We start from the raw sequence: 22,031 nt of genomic DNA on the forward strand, positions 1-22,031 counted from the left end.
TTTGGCCTTAGCTTGCCATCGCGTCAACTGAAAGTTCTGCAACGGTTGCTTTTGCTTTTTCAGCCGTTAAACCGAGTTTCGCAAAGAGTTGTTTATCTTTACCTTCACCCGCATTTGGTGTGGTCAGTAATTTTTCACCAGAAAATAGGGAGTTAGCACCAGCCATAAATGCTAATGCTTGGTCTGAATCGGTGAGGGACTCACGGCCAGCAGATAAGCGAATGTAGCTTTTAGGCATAATAATTCGCGCTACAGCAATGGTACGGATCCACTCAGTCACATCAAGCTTTTCAACATCTGCCAGCGGTGTCCCGTCAATAGGAACAAGCATGTTAATTGGTACTGATTCAGGATGAATGGCTAAGGTTGCCAACTCCTGTAATAAACCAATACGGTCATTGCGGTTTTCACCTAAGCCGACAATACCGCCACTGCAAACTTTCATGCCAGCACCACGGACATATTCCAAGGTGTTTAGGCGATCATCAAAAGTACGAGTACTGATAATGTGAGAGTAATATTCGCGTGAAGTGTCAAGGTTATGGTTGTAATAGTCCAAACCTGCATCTTTTAAACGTACGGCTTGAGATTCATTCAACATGCCAAGCGTCATGCAGGTTTCTAGGCCTAATGCTTTTACTTCACGTACCATTTCCAAAACATAAGGCATGTCGCGCTCATGTGGATTACGCCATGCAGCGCCCATACAAAAGCGTGAAGAGCCTGATGCTAGGGCTTCTTTCGCTTCGGAAATGACTTTATCAACCGCAATACGTTTTTCAGCCTCTAGGTTAGAGTCATAATGTGCAGACTGTGAACAGTATTTGCAATCTTCGGGGCATTTACCTGTTTTAATGGAGAGGAGTGTACTGACTTGAATGGTATTGGCATTAAAGTTTTCACGATGTACACGTTGAGCTTCAAAAACTAAATCTAAAAAAGGCTGCTCATATAAAGCCTGAATCTCATTTCGAGTCCAGTCATTACGTAAAGTCATGTGGAGTCCATCATCATTGTATTTTACTTGGTATTTACTATACAGAAAGCGTGCCAAGGCAAAAGGCAATAACTGTCAACTTTGATAGTATCTCTCGATTAAATTATAAAATTTATGGAAATATAAGATTGTATAATTACTTACAAAGTTGCTTAGATTTACAGTAAATTGCTCACAAAGTTTTTTTGGAGCTTTTTGATTTTGTAAGGAATGAGTCGGTTCAGTTTTGAAATATTGCAAACTTAACAGCAAACTGGTTGAGCTCAATTTGCTGTAAATCACTTAAAAAATATCACGATTTTGACTGTTGTTCGGCAATTGCCCAATCGATGTGGACTTGCACAATTTCATCATGCAATGCGCGGCTCTGCTGTAAAGCATGCAGGATTTCTACAGAATAATCTGCATTTCCTAAGCCAATCGCAATATTACGCATAAAGCTTTGGTAGCCTGTACGACGGATTGGACTACCTTCAGTACAATTTAAAAATGTTGTTTCATCCCACTGCCAAAGATCCAATAATGAAACCTGATCTAAACCGTGGCGCGGGTTAAAGTCCTCTATCGAGGTCTTCTTGGCAAAACTATTCCACGGGCAAATGAGCTGACAGTCATCACAGCCAAACACTCGATTACCTATGCCTCTACGCAGTTCTTCTGGAATGATGCCCTTATATTCAATAGTTAAATAGGCAATGCATTTACGTGCATCCAGCATGTAGGGTTCAACAATCGCCTGAGTTGGACAGATATCGATGCAAGCGCTGCACGAACCGCAATGTTTTTCTGCAGGACTATCAAATGGCAAGTCCAAAGACGTGAATAGCTCGCCAAGCACAAAGAAAGAGCCTGATTTCTTATGAATCAGTAAGGTATGTTTACCTGTCCAGCCCATGCCAGCATTTTCTGCTAAGGATTTTTCAAAAACGGGCGCAGAATCGGCAAAGGGGCGTGATTCAAAATCACCCACTTTTTCGCGAATAACTGTGGCTAATGTTTTGAGGCGTCCACGCATGGTTTTATGGTAGTCGCGGCCACGTGCATAGCGGGCAATGATGGCTGCATTGGGTTCATGTGGCACATAACGGGGCTTTGGTGTTTCAACTAAATAGTCCATACGCACACAAATGATGCTTTTTGTACCTGGAATGAGCAAAGTTGGGTCGGCACGTTTTTCTAAATTTTCTTCCAAAAATTTCATGTCCCCATGATAGCCACGTTTTAAATATTCTTTAAATCGGGGTAATTCTGCTTGAGCATCTGGTTTGGCAATGACACAATCTGAAAAACCCAAAGCCAAAGCTTGAGCTTTAATCCATGCTTTTAGTGTTGCTGGATCATCTTGATTGAGCTGAATTTTTGATTGAGCGGAAGTTGCCATAAACCATTTTGAAGGAAGAAGAATGCAACAGCAAGTTTACCATAGCCACGCTATTCAAGCATGGGAGCAACGTTGGTTTGGCCAGCAAAACAGCGCTTATGGCTTAATGAAACAAGTTGCATGGATGACCGCACAGCGTTTAATTTCATGGTTCGATTTGCAGTTTGAGTCTCGTAATAAAGCAACAGTAGCCATGTGCTGTGGTCAGGGAAATAATGCAGGTGATGGCTATTTAATTGCAAAATATTTGTTTCAAGCGGGTTTTAGGGTAGATGTTTATACAGCGCCTTTGGGTATGTCTAAAGATTTACATGCAGCAGAACAAGAAGCGCGAGAGTCGGGTGTGCGTATTCTTTCAGGCTTCGATTTTCAACAAAATTACGATGTTTATATTGATGCCTTATTTGGTATTGGTCTGAACCGACAGTTAAATGCAGAATGGCAACAGATTATTCAACGTGTTAATGCGCAATATGGACTAAAAATTTCGATTGATATTCCAAGCGGCTTGCAAGCGGACAGCGGGCAGCCTTTGCCTTGTGCTATTAAAGCTGACTATACATTTACAGCGCTAGGATTAAAAGCGGGCTTATTTACAGGACAAGGCAAAGAATATGCAGGTGCTGTAGAGGTGATTCCTGCCTTACCGATCGATGATGCGCTTGAAGCAATCGCATACCTTTCGCCTTTAACGATCAAACTCCCACAGCGCAAGGCATTTGGGCATAAAGGCAGTTATGGGCATGTACTAGTGGTGGGTGGTCATGCAGATATGGGGGGCGCAGTGATCATGGCGGCTGAAGCTGCATTCCATGCTGGTGCAGGTAAAGTCACCGCTGTATGTGATGCTAAACATCATACTGCAATATTAGCGCGTGCTCCGAATATTATGCTTCGGGATATGAATGCCTTATCAACTTCCGATGTGCAGGCTTTAATTGCCCATGTCGATGCTGTGTGTTTTGGTATGGGGCTAGGGCGAGATGACTGGTCAAAACAGCAATTTGAGCGCTGGTTTCCATTGATTCAGCAGTCTACATTAGAAATTGTATTAGATGCAGATGCCTTATGGTTTTTGGCTGAGTCACCTGTACAGTTAAATAAGCATAGTTATTGCACACCACATTCGGGGGAAGCGGCTAAGCTTCTTAATATGAGCGTGGCAGCGATAGAATCCGACCGCATTCAGGCCATCCATCAGCTACAGAAAAAATATGCAGGGCAATGGGTGCTGAAAGGTGCAGGAAGCTTGATTTTACAAGAACAGCTCTGGATTTGTACTGCGGGCAATGCGGGCATGGGTACGGGTGGTATGGGCGATGTGCTAGCTGGCATGATGGCCAGTTTAAAAGCTCAATTTTATGAGGAGATTCATTTGCATGAAATTGTGACTTTACATGCATTGGCTGGGGATGATTTGGCACATAAAGGTATGCGTGGTTTGCAAGCACAGGATATGGCGCAAGCTGTGTATCGTGTTGTGAATGGACATACATTGCCATGAATAGAAAAGCACTCAAATTATGCATTCATGGTCAAGTACAAGGCGTAGGCTATCGGCGCTGGTTCGAACAGCAGGCGATTACCTTAAATTTAAAAGGCTATGTAAAAAATCTAAGTTCAGGTGATGTTGAAGCGGTTATTGTAGGCTCTGAGTTAGATGTTTCTAAAATGCTTGTGCTGTGTGAAAGTGGCCCTATACGAGCAGTTGTTACAGCTATTGAAAGCACAGCTATAGCTTTTGATGAAGCAGAGTTTGCAAACTTTAAAATGCGACTTTAACAGTTGTAGTGCAGTATAAAACACTACAACTTTTCTGTTTTAGAAGATGAATTAGCGACGTCTTGAACTATAACGGCTACGACCACGTGCCATACCACCTAAAGCATTTAGCACTGCCATTTTGCTCATGCTGCCAGATGCATGTGCATGGCAAATGGCTGCAGCTAAAGCATCGGCAGCATCTTGTTGTGGCTTAATATCTAAGTTCAGTAACTTCATGACCATCATTTGTACTTGTTCTTTATCAGCCGCGCCGTAACCGACTACAGATTGTTTGATTTGGCGGGCTGTATATTCTGCAACTTTTAAATCTAAATTGGTTAAAGCGGCAATGGCAGCACCACGAGCTTGCCCAAGTTTTAAGGCAGAATCTGGGTTTTGTGCCATAAAGACTTGTTCGACAGCGGCTTCGGTTGGACCATGAAATTTGACAATACGGTCAATGCCAGCAAAGATACGTTTTAGGCGCTCAGGCATTTCAGTGGTTTCAGTGCGAATCGTTCCAGCATCAACAAACGTCAGTTTTGAGCCTTCATGTTCGATGATCCCGTAACCAGTAAGACGAGAACCAGGGTCGATACCAATAATTAATGGCATATTTGCCCTTTAAAAATAAAAATATGCCCATATTGTTACATAAGCGGATCAAAAAAGCTTGATAGTGATTAAGCACTTGATTGATGCACTTTATTTATTTAATTGAGATTTGATTAATTTTCATGAAATTACTTCTGATTGTACTTATTGGCTTAATCCTAGAAGTCTTTGTTTGGATCGGCGTGGGTGACCTTGTCGGCAGTATGTGGTATGTATTCTTCTGGTTTGTTGCTGCATTTTTTATTGGTATGAATATGATCCGCAAATACTCTGCGGGCCTAATGCCTCAAATGCAACAAATGCAGGCTGGTCAAATGAGTGCAGATCCAGCGCTTTCAGGTAATCTTCCTAAAATTATTGCAGGCTTTTTGCTTCTAATCCCAGGTCTTATTACAGATGTATTGGCACTGTTAATTTTAATTCCACCTGTACAAAATGCCTTAAAAGCCACCATGATGAATGTGATGATGAAACGTCAACAAGCCATGATGGAAAAAATGATGGGTGGCATGATGGGCGGTGACATGGGAGGCATGGGTGGTGCTCAAGGTCAAAACCCATTTGCAGACATGATGCGTCAAATGCAAGACATGCAAAACCAGCAAGCAGGGCGCGACTCTAGCATTATTGATGGTGAAGCACGTGAAGTGACACCAGATGCTAAGAAAATCGAAATGAAAGATGTGAACCCTAAATAGAACTTAAAACATCGCTATGATTAAGCCGGACATTGCTCCGGCTTTTTTTTATCCAATATTCGTTAGATACCAGCAAATAATTTGAACTATCGATATAATAATGCAGTTTTTAATATGATGTAAAAATGAAATGTCTTTGCTCTTTACGATTTGTTTGTTGCACTTTGTTGCGCAGCTGAGTCCAGGTCCCGACGTACTTTTAATTGCGAAAAGCGCAGCATCTACTACACGTGCAAATACACTTAAAATTATTGCAGGTATTTCTGTTGGTATTGTTGCATGGGTAGTGCTAACACTTTCTGGTTTTACAGTACTCGTGGAGCAATTTCCGTGGATTCAACAGGTATTAATGTTGGTCGGTGGTCTGTTCTTGGCGAAAATGGGCTGGGCGATGTTCAATGGCGGTCTAAAAAGCTTGAAGAAAGTCGCAAGCTTAGAATCAGACAATGAATCAGAAGCCACTAAAAACTACTTCATGCTGGGATTGTTGACCAATTTATCTAATCCTAAAACACTGATTTATTTTAGTAGTGTATTTTCTTTGGCCTTAAGTTCTTCTGCGGGTACAGGGCTCAAAACACAATTGGCAATCATTATTCCAATACAAACATTTTTGGTTTTTAGCTTGCTGATGTTGATCCTGTCTATGCCAAAGATCAAAAGCTTATATCAGCGATCTGGAGCTTATATTGATGTCATTTCAGGTCTGCTTTTTTTAGGCTTTGCAATATGGCTGTGGCTTGATGCGTTAAAACTTGTTTGAAACCTCTAAGTGGCTTGTAGCCTAAATTGTATGTTTATTTTGGTAAAGACAGTTATTCGTCAAAGGGATGTTCTTTGGTGTTTAGACAGGACGATGTGTCCACTACAGAAAATGCCAGTGTCGAATTTGAACATTCACGGAACTATTTTGTCGAAACCTTTGCTAGTTGAGCTACATGCGTATTGCTTTCCTTAACCACAGTTTCGTTCGTGATGGTTTCATGTGACGGTATTTCAGTTGTTAAAGACGCCTGATAACGATTGGGTTGTAATGTTGTCTCAGTGTTTTCAGAGCCTTTATAGCTACGACTCCGATTTGCACGCTCTCGTAAACCACCTTTTTTAATTAGCTGAACCATAGTCATTCCTCATTAGCTTCTTTTATTTTAAGCTAAATCGAATCATAAAAAAGCAGAAGAAATATACGAATAAAGAGGGAGGCTATAGGGCCTCCCAAATGTATGGCTCATATCTAAAAATTAGCGCTTATCGTTTTGTTGTAGTACTTCAAAAAGTGATTGTTGTTTGGGTATTTCTTGGTGGTCTTGTAAATAAACATGCACGACTTTAAAAACGATAGATACGACTAAGCAGGTCAGGATGCAAAAAATCCAAAAACCATAAGGGCTACGAATATTATGAGAGCCACAAGAGGAGCATTCTTTATCGCTTGAAGCTAGGGCTTTATTACAACAGCCACAGTGGTATTGATAGTGCATTGTATTTCTCCATTATTCTTTTCTACTGACCAACATTCTTGTTGTTATTGTCAATCATCAATCCGTGATGAATTTTTATCTTAATATCTAAAGAATCACTTGTACAAGTGAAAATCCGTTAGTTTTGCTCATTATCGTGTAAGTCATCACGACTATAGCGGTTAATATCTGTTTTTAATTGAATTAATAAATGCAACAAGACATGAACGCGTTGAGGAAATGTCATACGAAAAAAAGCCAGTCCTAAGACTGGCTTTTTTGCTTTAATCAGTGTGAATTACACAATTACTGACCTGAACGAATAATGTAATCGAATGCTGAAAGTGATGCTTTCGCGCCTTCACCTGTTGCAATGATGATTTGTTTGTAAGGCACTGTTGTACAGTCACCAGCAGCAAACACACCTTTTACATTAGTTTCATTGCGTTCGTTAATCACGATCTCACCACGGTTTGAAAGTTCAACGGCTGTTTCTTTTAAGAAATCAGTGTTTGGCAACAAACCGATTTGTACGAAGATGCCTGCTAGTTCAACAGTGTGTTCAACATCAGTTGCACGGTCTTTGTATTTCAGTGCAGTCACTTGTTTACCATCACCAACCACTTCTGTAGAAAGCGCATTCTTAATTACAGTGGTGTTCGGTAAGCTGTTTAACTTGTCTTGCAGTACTTGGTCAGCACGTAGTTTAGTATCAAACTCAACAAGCGTTACATGCTCAACAATACCTGCAAGGTCAATGGCTGCTTCTACACCTGAGTTACCGCCGCCAATGACTGCAACACGTTTGCCTTTAAACAATGGACCATCACAGTGTGGGCAGTACGCTACACCACGTGTACGGTATTCTGCTTCACCCGGTACATTCATTTCTCTCCAACGTGCACCTGTAGATAGGATGACAGTTTTCGATTCAAGTTTTGCACCGTTTTCTAAAGTCACTTCAACCAAACCATTTGCCGTTTGTTCAGCACCTTTGATGTCAGCTACACGTTGCAGATTCATGATATCTACGCCGTATTCACGAACGTGCGCTTCCATTTCAGCTGCAAACTTAGGACCTTGGGTCTTTTGAATAGACGTGAAGTTTTCGATGTCCATTGTATCCATCACCTGACCGCCCATGCGCTCAGCAACGATACCTGTTTTAATGCCTTTACGTGCAGCATAGATTGCAGAAGTATTACCTGCAGGGCCACCGCCAATCACAAGAACATCAAATGCGTCTTTTTCATTGATTTTCGCTGCTTCTTTCGCATCAGAATCAGTGTCTAATTTGGCAATGATTTCTTCCAAGGTCATACGGCCTTGACCAATATGGTTGTTGTCTTGGAACACCATTGGAACTGCCATGATTTTGCGTTCTTCAACTTCGTCTTGGAAGAATGCACCATCAATCATGGTTGCAGTTGTGCCTGGGTTGTAGATTGCGATCAAGTTAAGTGCTTGAACCACGTCTGGGCAGTTATGGCAGCTTAAAGATACGAATACATCAAAGTCAGATTTAATGCCTAAGCCTTTAATTGTTGCCAAAACTTCGTCAGATACTTTTGGTGCATAACCAGAAGTTTGTAGCAATGCCAAGATCAGTGATGTGAATTCATGGCCCATAGGAAGGCCCGCAAAGAATACACGCGGCTCTTCACCTGCTTTTGCAATACCGAAGCTAGGCGCACGTTTGTTTGTGCCATCGAAACGAGCAGTCACTAAGTTTGATAATGCAGCAACTTCTTCAACCAATTCTTTGATTTTGTCTGATTTGTCAGAGCCATTTAAAGTCGCAACGATTTCAATTGGACCTTCAAGGCGTTCAAGAAGAGTTTTTAATTGTGCAGAAGTATTTTGATCTAACATTGCTAACGTCTCCAAAGGAGTAAATGTATATTTGATGGGATAAGAATAAGATAAATATAAAAATAGATAAAACAGTTTGTTTTTATAAAAACAATCGGTTTTATAAATAATTGGTTAATTTCATTTGAAATTTCAACTTAATAGATAAGGTTGATTCTCTGGATTTCAAGTGAAAGTTGCATTTACGAATTAAAAATTCGTTATGATGCGATTATTTAGCGCGGAGACGAGAATATGGAATTGCAACGCGGGATTTATCAGCATTATAAAGGACCACTTTATCAAGTATTTTCAGTCGCTACACATAGTGAAACGGCAGAAAAATTGGTGGTATACCAATGCTTGTACGGTGAGTATTCGATGTGGGTTCGTCCATTAAGCATGTTTTTAGAAACAGTTGAATACAACGGGGACGTATTGCCACGCTTTAAGTTTATTCAGGCAGTTTAAGGTAGATGTGGCAGGGCTGAACAATGTAGCCCTGCATCATAAAATAACAATGCCATCAAGATTGATGGCATGAAAGCTAGAGAAATTCACTGAATGCTGAGCCGAGTAAAGTGCAAATCGTATTCTAAATATTTATGCACAAAAGCGGTTTTATCATTACATCGCATTAAATTGTCGTATACAAAAGCGGGGACAGGGTGGTAAAGATCACCTGAGCCATTATTATAAAAAATTGTTAAATAGCGTGATGATGCACTATATTTCCAGGACGTTACAGCAATCGGTGTTCCCATAAGCTACTCCCTTTGTTGATTTAATCTGAATCAATCTTTTTCATTACAGAACTTCTTCTGTCTCTTGAACTTAAGTTAAATTAAGAGATGCTAATAGCATAGATTTGTAACAAAAAATAATCAGTTTTCAAGCCAAGGTCATGAGCAATATGATGTGAATATGCTCACCATAGCGATTTGCGCGGTTAAAATAATAAATATTTGAAATTTATGATAATGAGGAGTGTATGGTCAAAAGTGCATTGTCTGTGATAAGAATTATATATCAGAACAAAGCATAAGCCGTGAAAGTTCCGCATACTGTTTGTAGGTTCACGTGTGGAGATGCAAAGTAGATTTACTCAGCACATTACAATTTAAAAAAAATATTGCGATTAAAAGATTCATCTAGAGGGTAAGCGTATGAAAAAAACGGTATGTAGTATGATGGTCATATCAGGCCTGCTATTAAGTTCTTGGGCAGATGCATGTACTCGTGTGGTATTTCAAGGGGAGCGGTAAAATGTAATGACGGTCCGCTACATGGATTGGAAAAGTGATGTGGGTACTAACCTTTGGATATTACCTTAAGGGGTGAAACGAAGTGGTAATGCAGGCAAGAACTCGACACAATGGACCTCAAAATATGGCAATGTGATTGCTACAGGCTATGATATTGCGACCACAGATGGTTTAAATGAAAAGGGTTTGAATGCCAATTTACTCTGGTTGGTAGAAGCTGAATACCCACAACTGGAGCAAACTAAAAAGCCAACACTGAGTATTTCACTTTGGGCGCAATACATGTTGGATAATTTTGCCACTGTGGCAGAAGCTGTTCAATTTTTACAAAAAGATCCCTTTGCTGTGATTTCTGATTAAGTCCCCGGCGAACAATGCTTAGCAACTTTGCATTTATCGTTATCGGATGCGACTGGGGATAGCGCGATTATTGAATATCTTGCTGGAAAGCAAGTGATTCATCATGATGCAAGTTATCAAGTGATGACCAACTCCCCAATATTTGATCAGCAATTGGCGTTAAACCAATATTGGAAGCAAATTGGTGGAACGACTTTTTTTACCGGGCACCAATCGCGCCGCTGATCGATTTGCACGTGCTTCGTTTTATATTCATGCCATTCCTAAAAATGCAGAGACTCAGTTTAGCTTAGCCAGTGTATTTAGTGTGATTCGCAATGTGCCTGTGCCTTTTGGTTTAAATACAGAAGAAGAACCAAATATTTCTTCTACGCGCTGGCGTACTGTGGCGGACCATAAAAACTTGAAATATTACTTTGAGTCTGCTGTGTCACCGAATGTATTTTGGGTGGACTAAAACAAATTAACTTCAAGCAGTCTCAAACACGTAAGTTGAATTTAGGCAAAGATCAGGCAATTGCATACGCAGGTGATGCTACGGCTAAATTTGTAGAGACAGCCCCTTTTAGCTTTTTAGGTGTAAATCCCTAAAATGGTTATGAATGTACCAGATTTAATCTTTTAGATTATCTTTCGTAAAATAAAAAAACCGCGCTAAAAGCGCGGTTTTTTAATCAGTTTAATCTAATTAGAAATTAGATTTTACCAACTAGGTCGATTGAAGGAGCAAGAGTTGCGTCGCCTTCTTTCCATTTAGCTGGGCAAACTTCGCCTGGGTGAGCGTGTACGTATTGAGCTGCTTTAACTTTACGAAGAAGTTCAGAAGCATCACGGCCAATACCACCAGCGTTGATTTCAACGATTTGGATTTTGCCTTCAGGATCAATAACGAAAGTACCACGGTCAGCAAGGCCGTCAGCTTCGATTAATACGTCAAAGTTTTTAGCAAGAGTCCAGTTCGCATCACCAACCATTACGTATTGGATTTTTTTGATTTCTTCTGAAGAATCGTGCCAAGCTTTGTGAGTGAAGTGAGTGTCAGTAGAAACTGAGTAGATTTCAACGCCTAATTTTTTGAATTCTTCGTAGTTGTCAGCAAGGTCACCAAGTTCAGTTGGGCAAACGAAAGTGAAGTCAGCTGGGTAGAAGAATACTACAGACCATTTGCCTTTAAGATCAGCTTCAGTTACTTCGATGAACTGACCGTTTTGGAATGCAGTAGTTTTGAATGGTTTAACTTCAGTATTAATTAAGCTCATCATTGTCTCCATGATTGAGGTTTGTATTTGATTTCCAATAGAGTATCGAACTTTAAGTCATTGCTGAAATAGTATTTTTACATTACAAATATCGGAAAAACCGAATTAGAAAAATATCCACAGACTTAAAGTCAGATGATTCTGTTCATTTAGCATGAAAAATATGATGTCTAAATGACAAAATGATCGACCCAAATACTCGCTTAAGAACATGATGCCAGTGAGTTGAAAATTCAAGGGTAGATTTTAAAAAAGTCATCTTTATTTTTTATTGGACTCAAATTTGGGCATGACATTTCGTAAAAGCAGACACAAGCAAATTTTTAAATCGTATGCACTAAAAAGTAGAGCTGAGCGGTATAGAGCGGTTTGAATTGTGATGTTTGGCGCTAAAGTGTATTTGAATGTTTGAAACGGGACATCAGGAGATTGGGAATCTATTTGAAAACGAGTAGAATAGGGCGTTTTCAGATAGTTGTAGGGCGTTCACTTGGTTGCAAAAGGTTTAAATGTAGAAAATATGGTGATGGCACGTGATCTTCACCGTTTAAATCGATTGCGCAAAGGCAAAGACGCCAATGAAAAGCAATATCAAGAATTATTTGAGAAATCACATCTCAAAGTACTTGAGCGTGTGGAAAGCATTCCAAACATCAAGTTGAATCAAGATTTGCCTGTAACTCAATATGCAGACAAATTGATTGATGCAATTCAAAGCAATCAAGTGATTATTGTTGCTGGTGAAACAGGTTCGGGTAAAACCACACAGTTACCTCAAATTGCAATGCTTGCTGGCCGTGGTTTGACGGGCATGATTGGCCATACGCAACCACGCCGATTGGCTGCACGTAGTGTCTCACAACGTATTGCAGAAGAAGTTGGGCAAAAACTGGGTGAGGCAATTTCTTTTAAAGTTCGTTTTAATGAACAAGGTTCGCAAGATTCTCTTGTACGCTTAATGACGGATGGTATTTTATTGGCAGAGTTGGCCAATGACCGCTTTCTCACCAAATACGATACGATTATCATTGATGAAGCACATGAGCGTTCGCTCAATATTGACTTCATCATGGGTTATCTCAAGCAATTATTGCCACGTCGTAAAGACTTAAAAGTGATTATTACGTCTGCAACATTAGATGTGAACCGCTTTAGTCAGTATTTTAACAATGCGCCTATTTTTGAAGTCGAAGGCCGTAGTTTTCCTGTCGAACTGCGCTATCGCCCTATTTCAGAACTGAGTATTGTGGGCAGTGATGACGACGAATTTGATGATTTTGAAGAAAATCTGCCCCGTGCTGTGGTGTCAGCAGTAGAAGAATGTTTTCAGGATGCGCAAACGAAAGGCCATCCAGAGCATGCTGATATTTTGATTTTTGCCAGCACTGAACAAGAAATTCGTGAATTACAAGAAACGTTAATCAAACATGGCCCACGTCATACGGAGGTTTTACCACTGTATGCACGTTTGGCTTTAGCCGAGCAACAAAAAATCTTTAACCCTACTGGGGGTGGTCGACGCATTATTATTGCCACCAACGTTGCAGAAACAGCGTTAACTGTTCCGAATATTCGTTATGTGATTGACAGTGGTTTTGCTCGTATTTCACGTTATAACTATCGCTCACGCATTCAACGTCTACCAATTGAAGCGGTATCACAAGCAGCGGCTAATCAGCGTAAAGGTCGCTGTGGTCGTATTGCACCGGGTGTGTGTATTCGTTTGTATTCGGAAGAAGATTTTCAGAGCCGTCCAGAATTTACAGAACCTGAAATTAAACGTACAAATTTGGCTTCTGTAATTTTGCAAATGCAAAGTTTAGGCTTGGGTTCATTAGAAGATTTTGATTTTATTGAGCCGCCAGATCACCGTTTAGTCAATGATGGTCGTAAGCTTTTAATTGAGCTTGGCGCAATGGCAGATAAGTCTAATGCTCAGCAAGGCAAGCATGCTCATGCCAAGGGTGACTCATTAACCAAAATTGGTCAGCAAATGGCAAAAATGCCGATAGACCCACGTTTGGCACGTATGATTTTAGGTGGTGCTCATTTTGGTGTGTTAAATGAAGTGTTGGTGATTGTGGCTGCTTTAGCTGTGCAAGATCCACGTGAACGTCCTGCCGATAAACAAATGCAAGCAGACCAAAAACATGCTTTGTTCCGCGAGGCCGATTCCGACTTTTTGTTTTATACCAAATTATGGGACACGCTAAACGATAACCGCGAAAGCATGAGTGAAAATAAACGACGCTCATTTGCCCGTACTCACTTTTTAAGTTGGTTGCGTTTACGTGAATGGAAAAAGACGCATGAGCAGTTGGTTGACTTAGCTAAAGGTTTAAAGCTGTCATTTAACGAAAAGAAAGCCAGCTATGAAAATTTACATCGTGCTTTATTAACGGGTTTGCTGTCGTTTATTGCCAACAAAACAGATGAACGAAATGTATTCATGGCGGTACGTCAGCAAAAAGCGCGTGTATTTCCAGCCTCTACCTTACATAAAACCAATACACCTTGGGTGATGGCTTTTGAAATGGTTGAAACCTCTCAGGTGTATTTGCGTACTTTGGCCAAAATTGAACCCGAGTGGATTTTGTTGGCTGCGCGTGATTTGTTAAAGCATCATTATTTTGAACCACACTGGTCGAAAAAAGCAGGTGTGGTAAATGCTTATGATCAAATTTCGTTATTTGGTTTGATTATTGAGCCGAAGCGACAAATTAATTATGAAAAAGTCGATCAACCTGCGGCACATGAAATCTTCCTGCGTGATGCATTAACCACAGGGAATTTAGGTGTAATCCCACCATTCTTAAAGCACAATTTACTTAAACTTGAAGAAGTAGAGCGTGTAGAAGATAAATTGCGTCGTCGTGATTTGGTGGTGGATGAAGAAACAATTTATCAATTTTATGCATCTAAAGTGTCAGCTGAAGTTGCAAGCCGACGTAGTTTTGAGGATTGGCGTGCTACTGTTGAACAACAGCAACCGCGTTATTTATTTATTGAAGATGATGCACTTTGGCTGAATGACCGCCCAACAACGCAACAATTCCCAGATTATTTGCGTAATGGTGAGCTGAGATTGGCGGCTACCTATCATTTTGACCCAAGTCATGATGAAGATGGTGCAACGGTTAAAATTCCACTACAGGCCTTGCCACAAGTAGACGAAGGAATTTGGTCTTGGGGAATTCCAGGTTGGCGTGAGGACCTGATCGAAGCGTTATTAAAGTCTTTACCTAAAGATAAACGCCGTGGCTTGGTACCCATCCCAGACACCGCGAAAAAGTTGATGGCAAGACTTGATGCTGTACATTTGAATCAGCATATTTTTAGCTTTTTGGCTTATCAACTGCGTGGGGATCAAATCACAGAAAAAGATTTTTCATTTGATCGTATTGAGCAATATTTACAACCACTGATTAAAGTCATTGATGAAAAAGGCCGAATGGTTGAACAAGGTCGTGATTTAAGTGAGTTAAAAGCACGTTGCCGCACAGAAACCCATAGCCCAGTCAAACAATTAAAAGGTGAATTCAAAAGCTTCCCAGAGTCTTTTGTATTTGAAGCTTCACAAAAAGTGACAGGGGTGGTGGTTAAGCAATATCAGGCCTTGGTTTCTGTAAAACCTTTTGCGAGCCTAGAGCAAAAAGATGAATCGGGTGTTGTGATACAAACCTTTAATGACCAAGCAGAAGCCGTGCGAAAGCATCGTGAAGGTGTGATTCGTTTGGTGTATATGCAATTGGGTGATGTAGTTCGTCAGTTAAAAAAACAGATTTCAAAACCTTTAGCTTTGGCATATTCGCCATTGGGTGATAAAGCAAAATTAGAGCAAATGTTAGTTTATGCCACACTACAAGTTGCAATAAATGAGCTTCCTGTCAATGAGCAGGAGTATCAAAACTTGGTTTTAAATGTAAAGAAATCTTTCTTAACTCATGGTCAGCAGGTCTTGGCCACATTAAGTGAAATTTTTATTCAATGGCAGGATATCCGTCGCAAACTGCTGGTTTTAGATGATTCTATCTTTGGAAAAAATATTGATGATATTGAAGATCAGCTAGATTTGATGAATTTATCAGATTTTGTTTATGTGAAACCAACCGATGTTTGGCAAGAATTTCCGCGTTATTTAAAGGCCTTGGTGTTGCGTTTAGATCGCTTAGCAAATAATCTGCAAAGGGACAATTCTGCCATTGATCAAGTTGACCCATGGATGGAAAAATTATTTAAGTTTAAAAACGATGCTCGACTAAAAGAATTGTATTTCATGGTCGAGGAATTACGCATTTCTTTATTTTCACAACCAATGAAAACAAAGATGCCAATTTCTCCAACCCGGTTGCAAAAACTATGGGAAAAACTTGGAATCAGTTAAGATAGTGGCAATTTCAAAAAGGAGTTTTACATGGGCATCCGCATTACAGGTACGGGTTTATATCATCCAGAAGACATTATTACCAATGAAGAGCTGGTAGAAGGTCTCAATGCTTATGTGGAACAGTATAACCAAGACAATGCTGAAAAAATTGCAGCAGGTGAGCTAGAGGCTCGTCGTGGTTCGAGCGCAGAATTTATTGAAAAAGCGTCAGGCGTAAAGCGTCGTTATGTTGCAGAGAAAACAGGTATTTTAGATCCAAAGCGTTTACGTCCATTGTTGCGTGAACGTTCAAATGATGAATTATCTATTCAAGCAGAATGGGGCGTGACTGCTGCTAAACAAGCGATGGAAAATGCAGGTGTTACTGCAGAAGACATCGATGTGGTGATTTTATCTTGCTCTAATTTGCAACGTGCATATCCAGCAGTAGCGATTGAAATTCAAACTGCGCTGGGTATTCAAGGCTATGCATACGACATGAATGTGGCTTGCTCAGCAGCGACTTTCGGTATTAAGCAAGCTTATGATGCGATTAAAGCTGGTGCTCGTCGCGTATTGTTGGTTAACGTTGAAATTACGTCGGGTCATACAGATTTCCGTTCGCGTGATTGTCACTTTATCTTTGGTGATGTTGCAACTGCATCAATTATTGAAGAAACAACAAGCAAAACTGGTTTTGAAGTGCTCGACATTAATTTGTTTACCCAGTTCTCAAACAATATTCGCAATAACTTTGGTTTCTTAAATCCAAGTGAAACGACGGATACTGATGATAAGCGTTTCCGCCAAGACGGACGTAAAGTGTTTAAAGAAGTTTGTCCTTTAGTTGCGAAAATGATTTCAAAGCAATTAGAGAAAAATGAAATTGAACCCGCAAATGTGAAGCGTTTTTGGTTACATCAAGCCAATGCCAGTATGAATGAATTAATTCTGAAATTGGTGGTAGGTAAAGAAAATGCAAAAGCAGATTTAGTACCAATTATTTTGGATGAGTTTGCAAATACGTCATCAGCAGGTGTCATTATTGCTTTACACCGTACTGCAGACCAAGTGGATGACGGTGAATATGGCGTATTGTGTTCGTTTGGTGCGGGTTATTCAGTAGGTTCAATCCTCGTACAAAAACACGTTGCATAAATCCTGATTTTAGGTCTTTATAGACTGAACAGTAGATATGTAAAAGGTACACAGGTGCAGGTACAACATGATGCAAAATGGATTGGGCGAATTAGTTCGATCTCCAAGCAATATTTTCAGCCAACTTTTTTAGGCGCAGAATATATTGATGCATCTATACCTGCAATGTATGTGGGTAATCATACGATGTATGGTGTGCTTGATGCACCGATGATTATCGACTACCTGTACAATGAACATAAAGTGGCTGTGGTTAGTATTGCTGACCATAGCCATTTTTATTTGCCTGTTTGGCGTGAGATTGTCAAAAAGTTTGGTGCGGTGGACGGTGTACAAGAATACGTCCGTAGCGTGATGCAACAAGGCTATTCCATCTTAGTTTTCCCAGGTGGTGGGCGTGAGCTGCTGAAACGTAAAGGCGAAGCTTATCAGCTGATTTGGAAAGAGCGTTACGGCTTTCTAAAACTGGCGCAAGAGTTTAGTTATGATATTGTACCTTTTGCTGCCTTAGGTGGTGATGAAGCTTATGAAATTGGTGTAGATGCTTCAACAGTAGTGAATACTAAATTTTTTCAAACCTTGCTCAAAGTCCCAAGATTAGCGAAATTGTTAAGGCATGGAGAGGTCATTCCATCTTTACCTAAAAGTTTAATTCCAAAGCGATTACCATTTTATTTTCAATTTATGCCCCGTCAAAGTCTGATGCAGATTCAAGATGTGGAGGAGTTGAAAGCATTTCGTGAGCACATACAGCAACAGATTTATCAGGGAATATCTGATTTAAAACAATATCGTGAGCAACAACACGATCTTTTTGCGCATTAAATTATACTGTAAAAACGCTTGAGTTTGACTATGCTGTATAAAGGTAGCGTAGTGCTAAAGTGTATTTCACATAAGCCATAAATTCGCTCAGGCTATAGAAAAGACTGGAGCAAAGAGCGAATATTTCCTATATTGAAGAAATAAATAAAATGTATGAATCAATAAGGAGTGGGGGATGGATCAAAAAGACGTTACCACTTCTTTGGTGGCGATTGCGAAACAGTTACTACGTATTTCACAGGGTTTAAATCGCCTGTATATTGATCAAATTGAATTGGCCGGAAACATTACTTCGCAAAACATGTTCAAAATTGAACCTGCAAAGCAACGTATTGTTTTGGCGAATCAATTGTTTTCCATTCATTTTCATACGCCAGAACGTTATACAAGTTTGAGCTGTCTAAGCTCACCAACTTTATTTGACATGCATTTTGTTGCTGGGCAACCACATGCCGAAGCGTTGGAGGAGTTCTTTTTACATGAAATTTACTTTTTAACGGGTGATCGTAAGCCACAGCATTCGCTTTTGCTCAGAAGCAAGGCGCAAAAACTTAAACAGTTACTACTTGAATATATTTATCAGTGCTGTGGGGTTGAACAGCGGGCAGAAGCTTTTTTACAGCAAATTACGCAAGTACAAGCTGAAATCACTGATCATTTAATGATAAAAGCCAAGTATTACAAAACGCCCATTTTGCAAAATTTTCGCCGTAAAGGTGTCGCTATTCCAAAAGCAGTGATCGAACAATTTAAAACGATGTTTTGCTTTGATCTATTAATGGAGACAGAATTCTTGCCTGTGCAGAATTTGATGGGAAGCTTTTATGAGTTTGGCTATACCGCGACGCAGTTTTTAGATGCACCTTTGTATCGAATTATGTCTTTAAACTTTGTAGAACGCTTTAATTTAAATGATTTACAGGAACATCGAGCGGATATTGAACTGCTATATCGGCATGCGCTTGAGCAACCTAAAATGTTGGTTTTTTTACGCCTGATGCACCATGAAGTATGGCAACAGCCAGATATTTTATCTAAGCAACATTTTGTACAGGCTAATACACGAATTTGGCAAAAAAAAGCGGCGAAGCTACCACTCTTCGATGGTATGCGCACTGTCAATTGGTTGTACCGTCAATCAAGTGAAGTGATCGATTGGGTTAGTGAAAATATCCAGCATAGCAGTGTACGTGTAGCCATGACGGCCATAAGCTTTATTGATTGTAGTCAGCAACATCCTCAAATTATTTTAGCGACGTTGCAGTACTTTCAATATGCTGCCGCTCGCATGTTTATTAGTCGGTGTTATGAGTTTGCAAATCAGGAACAGTGGTTTGACCATCCGAACAATACCCATGCCGTTTTACAAGGCACGCAACAGGCGATGGATGATCATCGTATTGCAATAAGCCATTCTATTTTGTATTTAGATGAGTGGATGGCCTTGGTTCGTTGTATTGCACGTGAAGACCAAACACTTGAAAAACGAGTTTATGCCTCACTCAGTCGAGTGATGCAGGCGTATTTACAGCATTTGGCCAAGATTACCCAGCCTTTGGCAACCGAGTTGATTGCGTTTATACGCCCAGAAACTCAGCAAAATAGAAATTTTCACAGTACCTTAAGACGTCACCGTATTCAATTGGATGATTTTCGTCAGCGTTTCTATTTAGTTCATGAGCAATCCCGGGAGTCGTTATTTGATGCTTATGTCCGTGATTACCTCACAGCATATTTTGCAGAAAATAAAGTCATTGCCAAGAATGTGACATGGTTTGGCTTATATCAGCAGGCGATTGTTTGGCATGATGAAATTCAAAAAGAAGAAATTATGACCAAGCTCAAAAAAGACTGCTTAAAAGCATCATGGAGTGCGTGGAGTCATTCGCCGCAAATACAGTTTGAACAATGGTTGATTGAAGAGTTGACATCTATAGACCGCATTATTCAAGAGTCTAAAGTATTTCGGCATTGTTTGGCCGCCAGTTATGCACATCGGATTATAGAAGGTGAATATGTGGCTTTTCATGTGATGCCACTCGATTCAACGCTCGCACCGATGACTTTAGGTTGCGTATTACAAAATGAAGTCTTGATTTTTGATCAGTTGGAACATGCTCATAATAAAAAAGCTCAAGTAACAGCAACAATGATTGCCTGTCGTTTTATTGAGTTTCTGAATCTACGAAATCAACAATCCATTTGATTCAAGCAAAGTACGATTCAATACGCGACAGACTCTGGCGGATGAAGCTTAACTTTTGAGGTAAAAGTCGGTAGGCTATAGCGGTTCTTTAATGGTATAGGTCTTATGAATCAGGAAACCGCACTCAAGTTATTAAAAGCTGGTGAAAACGTATTTTTAACAGGCTCGGCAGGTGCGGGTAAAACATATACCTTAAATCAATATATTAATTATCTAAAAGCGCGCAAGGTGACGGTTGCGATTACAGCATCTACAGGTATTGCAGCCACACACATGAATGGCATGACGATTCATACTTGGGCGGGCATAGGCATTAAAGATGCGATTTCTGAAGATGAACTCAAACGCTTAAAAGAACGTAAATATTTAAAAGAGCATTTAGAAAATGCCCAAGTATTGATTATTGATGAAATCTCGATGCTACATGCCAAGCAACTCAACTTGGTGAATAAAGTCCTGAAGTTTTTTAAAGAAAGTGATGAAGCCTTTGGTGGGATTCAAGTCATTGCGGCTGGTGACTTTTTCCAGTTGCCACCTGTAGGCCGTAATGAAGAACGCAATCGCGATAAGTTTTGCTTTATGTCTGAGGCTTGGGTCGAAGCCAAATTTCGCGTGTGTTATTTGACTGAGCAACACCGTCAAGGCAATGACTATTTAAATGATATTTTAAATGCAATTCGTGCGCAAACGATTGGTCCTGCACACTTAGAAGCATTAAAACAAACACGCACACAAGATATTGGCGATACCTTTACACGTTTATATACCCACAATATGGATGTGGACAGTATTAACTTCAAACATTTAAATGAAATTGAGCAGGAAGCAAAGCAGTTTGATGCGCAGTGTGATGGCAATGAAAAGCTCATCGAAACGCTAAAATCATCTGTACGTGCGCCAGAAACACTCAATTTAAAGAAAAATGCCAAAGTCATGTTTGTAAAAAACAATTTTGATGTGGGCTATATCAATGGCAGTTTGGGTGAAGTAATTGGCTTTGAAGAAGACGATGAATACGGTGTATTGCCTAAAGTTAAACTTACAGATGGTACGACTTTAATTGTGGAGCCTGAAACATGGTCAGTTGACAATGACGAAGGCAAAACCATTGCCAGTTTTCAGCAAATTCCGCTGCGTTTGGCATGGGCAATTACCATTCATAAATCACAAGGTATGACTTTAGAAGCTGCTGAGATTAATCTCAGTCATACTTTTGAAAAAGGCCAAGGCTATGTTGCCTTGTCGCGTTTAAAAACCTTACAAGGCTTAAGATTATTAGGTTTTAATGAGCAAGCACTTGAGTTAGATAGTTTGGCTATTAAAGCAGATCGACGTTTTCAAGAGCTTTCTGCAGAAGCAGAAAATCAATTTGCTGATATTGATTTAACCCCGCAACATAAAGCATTTATTCGTCACTGTGGTGGCACATTAAATGAATATGAAATTGAGCGTAATGAAAAGAAAATCGCCAAAAATGGTGCGAAACAAAGTTATGGTTCAGCTACTTTGGATGAAACACGAGCATTGTTTGAAGATGGCTATGACATAGCAGATATTGCACAAGAGCGTGGTTTAACTCCAGCGACAATTATTAATCACTTGGCTCGCTTGCAAAAAGAACAGGCGCTCGATATTTCTGTTGCTCATCCGGGTGAAGAAGCAGTGGAACAAGTCCGTAAAATTTATAAACGCTTAATGAAGCGTAAAGATGCCGAACATTTTAATGATGACGGTAGCATTAAATTACGTCCGATTGTGGAACAGACCAGCCCGCGTATGGGTTATGACCAAGTGCGTTTGGCCTTGTTATTTGTTGAATAGTTAAT

The 22,031-nt window shown here is 40.1% G+C and carries 18 protein-coding genes and 1 pseudogene; 11 read left to right on the forward strand and 8 right to left on the reverse strand.

Annotation, left to right across the window (positions count from 1 at the left end; genetic code table 11):
• Nucleotides 1-7: 7 nt before the first annotated feature.
• Both bioB and queG read right to left on the reverse strand, forming a co-directional pair.
• Nucleotides 8-997 carry a biotin synthase BioB gene (gene bioB, locus C9E88_RS06520; RefSeq protein ID WP_106986643.1) on the reverse strand — a complete coding sequence of 330 codons (990 nt, stop codon included), beginning with the start codon at nucleotides 995-997 and terminating at the stop codon, nucleotides 8-10.
• 292 nt (nucleotides 998-1,289) lie between these two features.
• Nucleotides 1,290-2,378 carry a tRNA epoxyqueuosine(34) reductase QueG gene (gene queG, locus C9E88_RS06525; RefSeq protein WP_106986642.1) on the reverse strand — a complete coding sequence of 363 codons (1,089 nt, stop codon included), beginning with the start codon at nucleotides 2,376-2,378 and terminating at the stop codon, nucleotides 1,290-1,292.
• 22 nt (nucleotides 2,379-2,400) lie between these two features.
• Between queG and C9E88_RS06530 the strand changes: the two genes are divergently transcribed.
• Nucleotides 2,401-3,882: an NAD(P)H-hydrate dehydratase gene (locus tag C9E88_RS06530; RefSeq protein ID WP_106986641.1), complete on the forward strand. Its 1,482-nt coding sequence runs from the start codon at nucleotides 2,401-2,403 to the stop codon at nucleotides 3,880-3,882.
• The gene (locus C9E88_RS06535; RefSeq protein WP_106986640.1) at nucleotides 3,879-4,160 is read left to right on the forward strand and encodes an acylphosphatase; all 282 of its coding nucleotides are present in this window, start codon (nucleotides 3,879-3,881) and stop codon (nucleotides 4,158-4,160) included. The genes C9E88_RS06530 and C9E88_RS06535 overlap by 4 nt, the downstream gene beginning before the upstream one ends.
• A gap of 51 nt (nucleotides 4,161-4,211) precedes the next feature.
• On the opposite strand, the gene ruvC is transcribed toward C9E88_RS06535, so the two are convergent.
• Complete coding sequence (ruvC, locus tag C9E88_RS06540) at nucleotides 4,212-4,757, reverse strand: crossover junction endodeoxyribonuclease RuvC (RefSeq protein WP_106986639.1); 546 nt, start codon at nucleotides 4,755-4,757, stop codon at nucleotides 4,212-4,214.
• Nucleotides 4,758-4,879: 122 nt separating this feature from the next.
• On the opposite strand from ruvC, the gene C9E88_RS06545 reads away from it, so the two are divergent.
• Nucleotides 4,880-5,455 (forward strand): FxsA family protein, encoded by a 576-nt coding sequence (locus C9E88_RS06545; protein ID WP_106986638.1) that lies wholly within the window; start codon nucleotides 4,880-4,882, stop codon nucleotides 5,453-5,455.
• A gap of 130 nt (nucleotides 5,456-5,585) precedes the next feature.
• Nucleotides 5,586-6,218, forward strand: coding sequence for a LysE family transporter (locus C9E88_RS06550; RefSeq protein ID WP_106986637.1), 633 nt, complete (start codon nucleotides 5,586-5,588; stop codon nucleotides 6,216-6,218).
• Between the two features lie 142 nt (nucleotides 6,219-6,360).
• Here the strand turns inward: C9E88_RS06550 and C9E88_RS06555 are convergent, their stop codons facing one another.
• From C9E88_RS06555 to ahpF, 3 genes are all read right to left on the reverse strand, one after another.
• A complete protein-coding gene (locus C9E88_RS06555) occupies nucleotides 6,361-6,576 on the reverse strand; it encodes a hypothetical protein (RefSeq protein WP_106986636.1) in 216 nt (71 codons plus the stop codon).
• A gap of 120 nt (nucleotides 6,577-6,696) precedes the next feature.
• Complete coding sequence (locus C9E88_RS06560; RefSeq protein WP_106986635.1) at nucleotides 6,697-6,936, reverse strand: hypothetical protein; 240 nt, start codon at nucleotides 6,934-6,936, stop codon at nucleotides 6,697-6,699.
• 285 nt (nucleotides 6,937-7,221) lie between these two features.
• Entirely contained in the window at nucleotides 7,222-8,787 is a 1,566-nt protein-coding gene (ahpF, locus tag C9E88_RS06565; protein WP_137287937.1) for an alkyl hydroperoxide reductase subunit F, read from the reverse strand.
• Nucleotides 8,788-9,021: 234 nt separating this feature from the next.
• On the opposite strand from ahpF, the gene C9E88_RS06570 reads away from it, so the two are divergent.
• Nucleotides 9,022-9,237, forward strand: a complete 216-nt coding sequence (locus C9E88_RS06570) for a DUF1653 domain-containing protein (protein ID WP_106985835.1) — start codon at nucleotides 9,022-9,024, stop codon at nucleotides 9,235-9,237.
• A gap of 86 nt (nucleotides 9,238-9,323) precedes the next feature.
• Here C9E88_RS06570 and C9E88_RS06575 read toward each other — a convergent pair whose 3' ends face one another.
• Nucleotides 9,324-9,530: a KTSC domain-containing protein gene (locus tag C9E88_RS06575; protein WP_106985834.1), complete on the reverse strand. Its 207-nt coding sequence runs from the start codon at nucleotides 9,528-9,530 to the stop codon at nucleotides 9,324-9,326.
• Between the two features lie 402 nt (nucleotides 9,531-9,932).
• On the opposite strand from C9E88_RS06575, the pseudogene C9E88_RS17985 reads away from it, so the two are divergent.
• Nucleotides 9,933-10,982, forward strand: a pseudogene (locus C9E88_RS17985) (linear amide C-N hydrolase).
• 104 nt (nucleotides 10,983-11,086) lie between these two features.
• Here the strand turns inward: C9E88_RS17985 and ahpC are convergent.
• On the reverse strand, nucleotides 11,087-11,650 hold the full coding sequence (gene ahpC, locus C9E88_RS06585; protein ID WP_067767636.1) for an alkyl hydroperoxide reductase subunit C: 564 nt from the start codon (nucleotides 11,648-11,650) through the stop codon (nucleotides 11,087-11,089).
• Nucleotides 11,651-12,170: 520 nt separating this feature from the next.
• On the opposite strand from ahpC, the gene hrpA reads away from it, so the two are divergent.
• From hrpA to C9E88_RS06610, 5 genes are all read left to right on the forward strand, one after another.
• Nucleotides 12,171-16,034 (forward strand): ATP-dependent RNA helicase HrpA, encoded by a 3,864-nt coding sequence (gene hrpA, locus C9E88_RS06590; protein WP_106985838.1) that lies wholly within the window; start codon nucleotides 12,171-12,173, stop codon nucleotides 16,032-16,034.
• 30 nt (nucleotides 16,035-16,064) lie between these two features.
• On the forward strand, nucleotides 16,065-17,174 hold the full coding sequence (locus C9E88_RS06595) for a beta-ketoacyl-ACP synthase III (RefSeq protein WP_106985833.1): 1,110 nt from the start codon (nucleotides 16,065-16,067) through the stop codon (nucleotides 17,172-17,174).
• Nucleotides 17,175-17,228: 54 nt separating this feature from the next.
• A complete protein-coding gene (locus C9E88_RS06600) occupies nucleotides 17,229-17,999 on the forward strand; it encodes a 1-acyl-sn-glycerol-3-phosphate acyltransferase (RefSeq protein ID WP_106985832.1) in 771 nt (256 codons plus the stop codon).
• 175 nt (nucleotides 18,000-18,174) lie between these two features.
• Nucleotides 18,175-20,205: a hypothetical protein gene (locus C9E88_RS06605; protein WP_106985831.1), complete on the forward strand. Its 2,031-nt coding sequence runs from the start codon at nucleotides 18,175-18,177 to the stop codon at nucleotides 20,203-20,205.
• Between the two features lie 105 nt (nucleotides 20,206-20,310).
• Nucleotides 20,311-22,026: an AAA family ATPase gene (locus C9E88_RS06610; RefSeq protein WP_106985830.1), complete on the forward strand. Its 1,716-nt coding sequence runs from the start codon at nucleotides 20,311-20,313 to the stop codon at nucleotides 22,024-22,026.
• The last annotated feature ends 5 nt before the right edge of the window (nucleotides 22,027-22,031 follow it).

The organism is Acinetobacter cumulans (assembly GCF_003024525.3).
Taxonomy (GTDB): Bacteria; Pseudomonadota; Gammaproteobacteria; order Pseudomonadales; family Moraxellaceae; genus Acinetobacter; species Acinetobacter cumulans.

Coding starts and splice junctions, on each gene's coding strand:
- bioB (WP_106986643.1), bottom strand. CDS start 997: ATGACTTTACGTAATGACTGGACTCGAAATGAGATTCAGGCTTTATAT.
- queG (WP_106986642.1), bottom strand. CDS start 2,378: ATGGCAACTTCCGCTCAATCAAAAATTCAGCTCAATCAAGATGATCCA.
- C9E88_RS06530 (WP_106986641.1), top strand. CDS start 2,401: ATGCAACAGCAAGTTTACCATAGCCACGCTATTCAAGCATGGGAGCAA.
- C9E88_RS06535 (WP_106986640.1), top strand. CDS start 3,879: ATGAATAGAAAAGCACTCAAATTATGCATTCATGGTCAAGTACAAGGC.
- ruvC (WP_106986639.1), bottom strand. CDS start 4,757: ATGCCATTAATTATTGGTATCGACCCTGGTTCTCGTCTTACTGGTTAC.
- C9E88_RS06545 (WP_106986638.1), top strand. CDS start 4,880: ATGAAATTACTTCTGATTGTACTTATTGGCTTAATCCTAGAAGTCTTT.
- C9E88_RS06550 (WP_106986637.1), top strand. CDS start 5,586: ATGTCTTTGCTCTTTACGATTTGTTTGTTGCACTTTGTTGCGCAGCTG.
- C9E88_RS06555 (WP_106986636.1), bottom strand. CDS start 6,576: ATGGTTCAGCTAATTAAAAAAGGTGGTTTACGAGAGCGTGCAAATCGG.
- C9E88_RS06560 (WP_106986635.1), bottom strand. CDS start 6,936: ATGCACTATCAATACCACTGTGGCTGTTGTAATAAAGCCCTAGCTTCA.
- ahpF (WP_137287937.1), bottom strand. CDS start 8,787: ATGTTAGATCAAAATACTTCTGCACAATTAAAAACTCTTCTTGAACGC.
- C9E88_RS06570 (WP_106985835.1), top strand. CDS start 9,022: ATGGAATTGCAACGCGGGATTTATCAGCATTATAAAGGACCACTTTAT.
- C9E88_RS06575 (WP_106985834.1), bottom strand. CDS start 9,530: ATGGGAACACCGATTGCTGTAACGTCCTGGAAATATAGTGCATCATCA.
- ahpC (WP_067767636.1), bottom strand. CDS start 11,650: ATGAGCTTAATTAATACTGAAGTTAAACCATTCAAAACTACTGCATTC.
- hrpA (WP_106985838.1), top strand. CDS start 12,171: ATGGTGATGGCACGTGATCTTCACCGTTTAAATCGATTGCGCAAAGGC.
- C9E88_RS06595 (WP_106985833.1), top strand. CDS start 16,065: ATGGGCATCCGCATTACAGGTACGGGTTTATATCATCCAGAAGACATT.
- C9E88_RS06605 (WP_106985831.1), top strand. CDS start 18,175: ATGGATCAAAAAGACGTTACCACTTCTTTGGTGGCGATTGCGAAACAG.
- C9E88_RS06610 (WP_106985830.1), top strand. CDS start 20,311: ATGAATCAGGAAACCGCACTCAAGTTATTAAAAGCTGGTGAAAACGTA.